Source organism: Pseudomonas endophytica, from assembly GCF_001411475.1.
GTDB classification, from domain to species: domain Bacteria; phylum Pseudomonadota; class Gammaproteobacteria; order Pseudomonadales; family Pseudomonadaceae; genus Aquipseudomonas; species Aquipseudomonas endophytica.
The window spans coordinates 24,486-31,130 of sequence record NZ_LLWH01000185.1 but is presented as its reverse complement, the minus strand read 5'-3'; the positions used below and the strand labels follow the sequence as shown (position 1 = coordinate 31,130).

Here is a 6,645-nt window from a genome sequence, read left to right as displayed (position 1 = left end):
CGCGGTTAGGTCATGGAACGTCAGTGCGCTTATACCGTGTTGCTCGGGCTCTACCGCCTAATAACCCTACCCTTCAGAACGACGCGCATCAGACAGGCATGCTCACGGGCTTAAAAGTCTGCCTGATTGAAGATGATCAAAACGTTTCACTCGCCACTCAGGCGCTGCTGGAGCGCTGGGGGTGTAAGGTGCAGGCGCAGTTGTCGGGGCTGAACTTGACCAGTGATTGTGACGTCATCATCGCAGACTATGATTTGGGCAGCTCTGCAACGGGCATCGAATGTATAGAGCAATTACGCCAGCAACGGGGGGGGACGATACCTGCGTTAATACTCAGCGGGCATGATGCAGAGATGATTCAGGCGCAGTTAAAAGAGCGTCAAATAGCCCTTTTGTCCAAACCCGTCCGCCCGGTGGAGTTGCGCGCTACATTACGCGCACTGAGCCAGCCTTAATCGGCCTAGCTAATAGGCCCGCGTGATTATTGTTTGGTGCATTGGGCGCCTAAGCCCATGCCCATGGAGCCGAGAGCAACCATCGGGCCGCTGGGCAGTTGGCACGCGTATGAGCCGCTGGCGGTTTTAGCGGTGAAGTAGGTGGTGTTGAAGTCGCTGCGTATGTTTGTGATCTCGGTAACGGGGTTACCGAGCTGGGTTTCGGCTTTTTCTTTAAGATCACTTTCAGCCGGTTTGATCACTTGGCATCCGCTTAGGCCGATTGCCAATGTGCCCATTATCGTGAGCGCTATCAGGGTGTTAAACGACTTCATACAAACCTCTTAACAGGGTGATTATTTTTAATAGTCCCAGCAGTGCCGGTCTTATTTACGGCACTGCGCATCGCAGGTAAAAACCTGTTAGCCGATGTGCAAAGCATTTCAATAGTTAACGGGCCGCACCGCGTTAATACGCTTTAGCCGTGGCGGTTTTAAGGTTGGAAAATACTAGAGTTGAACGCGGCAAGTAACAATTAGGGCGAACGAGCTAATGGCTATTAGCCACTCTAGTAAGTTGCACTCGTTATGTTCGACGCCTTGTGCGGGTTATTGGTTTAGATCTGTTGCGCGATCAAACAAGGCTAGGTGCATAAGTGCTTTGCGCGCAGGTTATAAACACGACTTTTCCTTCAATACCTTGGCTCATGACAGCACCTTTTTCTTTACGTCAAATTCGCAGGAGGAGTACCGCGGGTAGTCGGTGAAGCCTTGTTCGCCGCCGCCATACAGGTTGGCGGGGTTCAGGGCATTCAGCGGCCAGCCATTGGCAATACGTTGAGGCAGATCGGGGTTGGCGATGAAAGGCCGACCGAATGCGATCAAATCGGCCAGGCCCGCGTCCACAAGGCGCGCGCCGCGCTCGGCGGTGTACAGACCGGCATACAGAATGCGCCCGCTGAAGGTATCTCTGACTTCGCGGCGAAACGTTTCAGGCAGGTCTGGGGCGTTCGGCCAGTCGGCTTCGGCAATCGACAGGTATGCAATACCGGCGCTCTCCAGCACCTTAATGGCCTCGATGTAGGTGTGATGCGGATCATCTTCGACCAAGCCAATGTAAACGCGGTCTTCATCGGTGCTGGTGAACAGCGGCGAGAAGCGCACACCCACGCGGTCAGGCCCAACCACGGCGCTAACGGCGTGCACGACTTCGCGCAGAAAGCGTAGTCGGTTGTGCAGCGAGCCGCCGTATTCATCGGTGCGTTGGTTGGTGTGAGCGGAAATGAACTGGTTGACCAAATAGCCATTGGCCGAGTGGATCTCAACGCCGTCAAAACCGGCGCTGAGTGCATTGCGTGCCGCCTGGGCATAAAGCTCGACCAGCGCTTTGACTTCAGTACCACTCAGCTCCCGTGGGAGCGAAGGCTCGACCAACGTGCCGGTGCCCGTGCCTGTTTCGATAAAGGCTTTGACCTTCTCGGCCTGGATCGCCGAAGGCGCGACCGGTGCCGCATTGTCCGGTTGCAGTTGCGTGTGAGAAACCCGGCCAACGTGCCACAGCTGAGCAAAAATCACCCCACCTTCTGCATGGACCGCGTCGGTGACGGTGCGCCAGCCGTCGATCTGCGCTGGGCTGTAGATCCCCGGCGTCCACGCATAGCCCTTGCCGCGTGGCTCAATTTGGGTGCCTTCGGTGATGACCAAACCGGCGCCGGCGCGTTGCTGGTAATAGGTGGCCATCAGGGCCGTTGGCACATCGCCGGGCTGGCCGCTGCGCTGGCGCGTCAGGGGCGGCAGGGTGATGCGGTTTTTCAGTGTCAGGGGGCCGAGCGTAGTCGGTTTAAACAGAGCGCTGTGCTGCATGATTCGATTCCTTTTTGCGTCAGTCGGCTTGAATCTGGGGCGTGCTTCAGCCAACTGGCGACAGGGCTGTGTGCCAGGTGAGCGTTGTCACGGTGTTGAGCGGCTGGGCAGAGCGGAGGGAGACGTGTGTGCGTCTCCCTTGTGAGGGGGGGGCTTAGGCGTTGAGTGATTTCAGCTTGTCGAGCAGAACTTGGGCGGTTTCGGTGGAAGACCCTGGATTCTGGCCAGTAATCAGCAGACCGTCGCTGACAACGTAAGAGGACCAGTCAGCGCCCTTGGAGTACACACCGCCGTTGGCGATCAGCATGTCTTCAACCAAGAATGGCACCACGTCGGTCAGGCCGACCGCTTCTTCCTCGGAGTTGGTGAAACCGGTGACTTTTTTACCGGCGACCAGCGGCGTGCCGTCTGCTTTTTTCACATGGCGAAGCACGCCGGGTGCGTGGCACACCAGGGCTGTCGGTTTGCCGGCCGCCAAGAATGCCTCGATCAGTTGGATCGACTGTGGGTCTTCAGCCAAGTCCCACAGTGGGCCGTGGCCACCTGGGTAGAACACGGCGTCGAAGTCAGCGGATGAGACGCTGTCCAGTCGCAGTGTGTTGGCGAGTTGGGCGGTCGCTGCGTTATCGTTTTCGAAGCGCTGAGTCAGTTCGGTCTGGAACGTCGGCTCGTTGCTTTTCGGGTCGAGTGGAGGCTGACCGCCTTGGGGTGAGGCCAAGACGATTTCTGCATTGGCCGCTAGAAAGGTGTAGTAGGGCGCTGCCAACTCTTCCAACCAGAAACCGGTTTTACGGCCGGTGTTGCCCAGTGTGTCGTGGGAGGTCAGTACCATAAGAATTTTCATGTTGAGCATCCTGTTTTCAGTTTTCGCGTCGTTGCATAACGGCACTTGAATGGTTTAATTAGACTGGTCGTCTAGTTGGGGTTCAGCATTAAATACTTAGTCGGCCTCTGTGAGGAAGTCCGCATCGCACTGAGGATAGATCAGCGCTGCTAAATAGCCTGCGACAGGGCTGTGTTTCTGATGCCGGGCCGGTGAATGTGTGGCTACAGTACAGTTGAATAGACCAGTCGTCTAGTGCTTATTTTAGTTTTTCCACATGACGGTGCATGGCCACTAAAGGCGATGCACCGCTCCGGCTAAGCGTCAGGGCAGGTTGAGTAGTTGGCGGGTCGTGGTCAACGCCGTCTCGAAGGGTTGGAGGCTTTTGGTGATCTTCACCATGACGCTGGCGCCGACCCACAATTGGTAGAGGCTCTGCGCAACGTCGTGAGGCCGCCCGGTGATCGCCAGCGAACCCTCTGCCACACCGGCTTCAATGCCGTGGGCGAGACGGTCAATAATCCCCGACGTACCCCGCTTGAGCACGGCACGCATGGCTTCGGATAGATCGGCCACTTCCACACCTAACTTCACCGCCAAGCACTTGCCTTGGCAATTCTCAAAGGACTGGGTGTCTCGCCACGTATGAAAGTAGTTCAGCAGTCGCTGCGCCATCGTCGTGTTGGGCTGGGCGAGCATCTGATCAATATCGTTGAGGTACGACTCGAAATAGCTTTCGAGCAGCGCCTCGCCAAACGCGTCTTTGGAGCCGAAGTAATGATAGAACGATCCTTTGGGCACACCGGCGGTGGCCAGGATCTCGTTTAGGCCCACGGCGGAATACCCTTTAGCGGCCATTATGCGTTGGCCTACATCAAGGATTCCTTGGCGGACGTCGGATGTTTCACGGGTCTTGGGAGTGTTCATGGGCGACATGTTAGTCGTTGCTAGTCGATCGGTCTACTAGGGGCGGTTAAGTCTGGGCGTGATGACTCTCCACACGATTATTGATGAGTGAGCGAGTGCGTTGACAGCCCAACAGCATGTTTGTAGTCTGTATACAGAATACGAAAACGGAACGGCATCATGCAAAAGCTCAACACACCAGCGCAATTGATCGAGCAGGTTTACGACGCCATCTTGGATGCTATTTGCGAGGGCACGTTGCAGCCCAATGAGCGTGTCACGCAAGAGGGGCTGGCCGCTCAACTGGGTGTCTCGCGTCAGCCGATCTTGCAGGCTTTTCAGATTCTCAAACGCGAAGGCTTTATTGAGGAGCATGGCCGTAAAGGCGTGATCGTGACGCCTCTCGACCCGCAAAAACTGGTGCAGCTGTACCAAGTGCGTGCCGCGCTGGATGCACTTGCGGCACGTAACGCGGCACGGTTGATCCGGCAAAACGGCGGGGGGCATTTCCAGTCCACCGCTGACGATCTGCTCAGTCAAGGCCGGGCGGCTGCCCTGTCCAATGACACCCGCACGCTGGTGCAACTCGACATGACGTTTCATCAGTTCATCTACGAAATGTCTGGCAACCCGGTTATCGCTCAGACCACCGCCCTGCACTGGCACCACATCCGCCGCACGATGAGCTCAATTCTTCAAAACGATGTGCGCACGTTTGCAGGTGTATGGGATGAACACCAAGCCATCTTGTCGGCCATTTTTAATGGCGATGAAGCATTGGCAGGGCGGCTTGCCCAGCAGCACGCCGAAAGCGCCGCTGAACATTTGGCGCGGATTCTAGAGGACTCGGAACACGCAACAAAACTCAAGCAGGCCTGACCTGCACACCTCCCCAGGAGACACTCATGAAGCTGACACAAGAACAAATCAAAGCTTATGACGAAGAAGGCTACATCGTATTACCCAGCCTGTTTTCCCAACAAGAGGCGAGGTTGATGAAGTCCCGTCTCCCGGCGCTGTATCAGATGAGTCGTGACGAAGTAATCAAAGAGAAAAGCGGCGTGGTGCGCACCGTGTTTGCTGCTCATACCTTCGACGAAGTCTTTGCGAGGGTGGCCAGCCATCCACGTTTGATCGAACCGGCGCGGCAATTGTTGAACAGCGAGGTGTATATGCACCAGTTCAAGATCAATGCCAAAGCGGCGTTCAATGGCGATGTCTGGCAATGGCATCAGGACTTTGGCACGTGGCACCAAGATGATGGAATGCCCGAAGCGCGGGCAATGAACATCGCGATCTTCCTCGATGACGTCAACGAGTTCAACGGCCCGCTGATGTTCATCCCGCGCTCGCACAAGGAGGGTCGCTTAGACGCCAGTCACGACCTGACGACCACCAGTTATCCCTTATGGACGCTGGACAATGCCAAGGTGGCCGAGTTGGTTGAGCAGGGCGGAATTGTGGCGCCCAAAGGCGTCGCCGGTACGGTGTTGATTTTCCAGAGCACGCTGGTGCATGCCTCGTCGCCTAACCTGTCACCTTGGGATCGCAACACGCTATACGTCACCACCAACTCGGTGGAGAACGCCATCCGTAAGTTCCAACGCCCGGACTATATCGCACACCGCGATTTCACCCCGATCCACACCCTGGACGACACCTGCCTCGACGAGTTTCATCAAGCCGTCGCCTGAATCCCACGCCTCGTCGGGCGGTGCTCGGCGGGGAAACATCGCCATCAATAAGGACAACAACGATGAACGATTCCATGCGCGACAAAGTTGTAATCGTCACGGGTGCGGGGGCCATCGCCGAGGGCTGGAGTAACGGTCGGGCGGCGGCGGTGTTGTATGCGCGTGCAGGCGCGAAGCTACTGGCGGTGGACTGTGACGCGCAATCGGCCGAGGCGACGAGCGCCATCATTCGTGAAGAAGGGGGCACGTGCGAAGTGTTTACGGGCGACGTGTCCAACGCAGCCGACATGCGCCGTATGGTTGAAGCCGCCCAAGACCACTTTGGTCGTCTGGACGTGCTGCACAACAACGTGGGGATAGCCGAAACCGGCGGCCCGGTAGAGGCCAGCGAAGAAAGCTGGAACCGTTTGCTGGCCGTCAACCAGACCAGCGTGTTTCTAACCTGCAAGTACGCTCTGCCAGTGATGGAGGCTCAGAAGCGAGGTGCCATCGTCAACATTGCTTCGATTGCCGCAAGCCACTGGCTGGGGTTTCCCTATGTCGGCTATTCGGCGACCAAGGCGGCGATGATTGCCTTTACCCAAAACATAGCGGTTCAGTACGCCCCGCTGGGGATTCGGGCCAACTGCGTGTCCCCCGGCTTTATGAACACGCCGATGGTCAGCGCGTCACTGAGCAAAGCCTACGGCGGCGACGTGCAAGCCATGCTCGATACCCGACACGCGCAATGCCCCATGGGGTTTATGGGCGATGCTTGGGATGTGGCGCATGCCGCGTTGTTTTTGGCCTCTGATGCGGCGCGCTACATCACCGGCACCAACTTGGTGGTCGATGGCGGTCTGACCTTACGCTGCGCCTGAATCCGGACACACCCGCTAATCTCTGCTGAATCTGCCGTGGTTCGCCACGGCAGTAAGGACCCGTGC

8 protein-coding genes are annotated in these 6,645 nt (G+C 57.1%); 4 read left to right on the top strand and 4 right to left on the bottom strand.

The annotated features are described in order from the left end of the window. The coding region (locus AQS70_RS15940) for a response regulator (protein ID WP_156355178.1) at positions 1-455 on the top strand (455 nt) is incomplete at its 5' end. Positions 456-481: 26 nt separating this feature from the next. On the opposite strand, the gene AQS70_RS15935 is transcribed toward AQS70_RS15940, so the two are convergent. From AQS70_RS15935 to AQS70_RS15920, 4 genes are all read right to left on the bottom strand, one after another. Then, positions 482-769 (bottom strand): hypothetical protein, encoded by a 288-nt coding sequence (locus tag AQS70_RS15935; protein ID WP_055103725.1) that lies wholly within the window; start codon positions 767-769, stop codon positions 482-484. Positions 770-1,138: 369 nt separating this feature from the next. Continuing rightward, positions 1,139-2,296 (bottom strand): alkene reductase, encoded by a 1,158-nt coding sequence (locus AQS70_RS15930; RefSeq protein ID WP_055103724.1) that lies wholly within the window; start codon positions 2,294-2,296, stop codon positions 1,139-1,141. Positions 2,297-2,450: 154 nt separating this feature from the next. Further along, positions 2,451-3,140, bottom strand: a complete 690-nt coding sequence (locus AQS70_RS15925; protein WP_055103723.1) for a type 1 glutamine amidotransferase domain-containing protein — start codon at positions 3,138-3,140, stop codon at positions 2,451-2,453. 303 nt (positions 3,141-3,443) lie between these two features. After that, positions 3,444-4,046, bottom strand: a complete 603-nt coding sequence (locus AQS70_RS15920; protein ID WP_055103722.1) for a TetR/AcrR family transcriptional regulator — start codon at positions 4,044-4,046, stop codon at positions 3,444-3,446. A 159-nt stretch (positions 4,047-4,205) separates the two neighbouring features. On the opposite strand from AQS70_RS15920, the gene AQS70_RS15915 reads away from it, so the two are divergent. From AQS70_RS15915 to AQS70_RS15905, 3 genes are all read left to right on the top strand, one after another. After that, the gene (locus AQS70_RS15915) at positions 4,206-4,904 is read left to right on the top strand and encodes a GntR family transcriptional regulator (RefSeq protein ID WP_055103721.1); all 699 of its coding nucleotides are present in this window, start codon (positions 4,206-4,208) and stop codon (positions 4,902-4,904) included. A gap of 26 nt (positions 4,905-4,930) precedes the next feature. Beyond that, a complete protein-coding gene (locus tag AQS70_RS15910) occupies positions 4,931-5,719 on the top strand; it encodes a phytanoyl-CoA dioxygenase family protein (RefSeq protein WP_055103720.1) in 789 nt (262 codons plus the stop codon). A gap of 62 nt (positions 5,720-5,781) precedes the next feature. After that, complete coding sequence (locus AQS70_RS15905; protein ID WP_055103719.1) at positions 5,782-6,579, top strand: SDR family NAD(P)-dependent oxidoreductase; 798 nt, start codon at positions 5,782-5,784, stop codon at positions 6,577-6,579. The last annotated feature ends 66 nt before the right edge of the window (positions 6,580-6,645 follow it).

What these genes read in the sequence shown, in the direction of transcription:
- AQS70_RS15935 (WP_055103725.1), bottom strand. Translation starts at nt 769, where the DNA reads ATGAAGTCGTTTAACACCCTGATAGCGCTCACGATAATGGGCACATTG.
- AQS70_RS15930 (WP_055103724.1), bottom strand. Translation starts at nt 2,296, where the DNA reads ATGCAGCACAGCGCTCTGTTTAAACCGACTACGCTCGGCCCCCTGACA.
- AQS70_RS15925 (WP_055103723.1), bottom strand. Translation starts at nt 3,140, where the DNA reads ATGAAAATTCTTATGGTACTGACCTCCCACGACACACTGGGCAACACC.
- AQS70_RS15920 (WP_055103722.1), bottom strand. Translation starts at nt 4,046, where the DNA reads ATGAACACTCCCAAGACCCGTGAAACATCCGACGTCCGCCAAGGAATC.
- AQS70_RS15915 (WP_055103721.1), top strand. Translation starts at nt 4,206, where the DNA reads ATGCAAAAGCTCAACACACCAGCGCAATTGATCGAGCAGGTTTACGAC.
- AQS70_RS15910 (WP_055103720.1), top strand. Translation starts at nt 4,931, where the DNA reads ATGAAGCTGACACAAGAACAAATCAAAGCTTATGACGAAGAAGGCTAC.
- AQS70_RS15905 (WP_055103719.1), top strand. Translation starts at nt 5,782, where the DNA reads ATGAACGATTCCATGCGCGACAAAGTTGTAATCGTCACGGGTGCGGGG.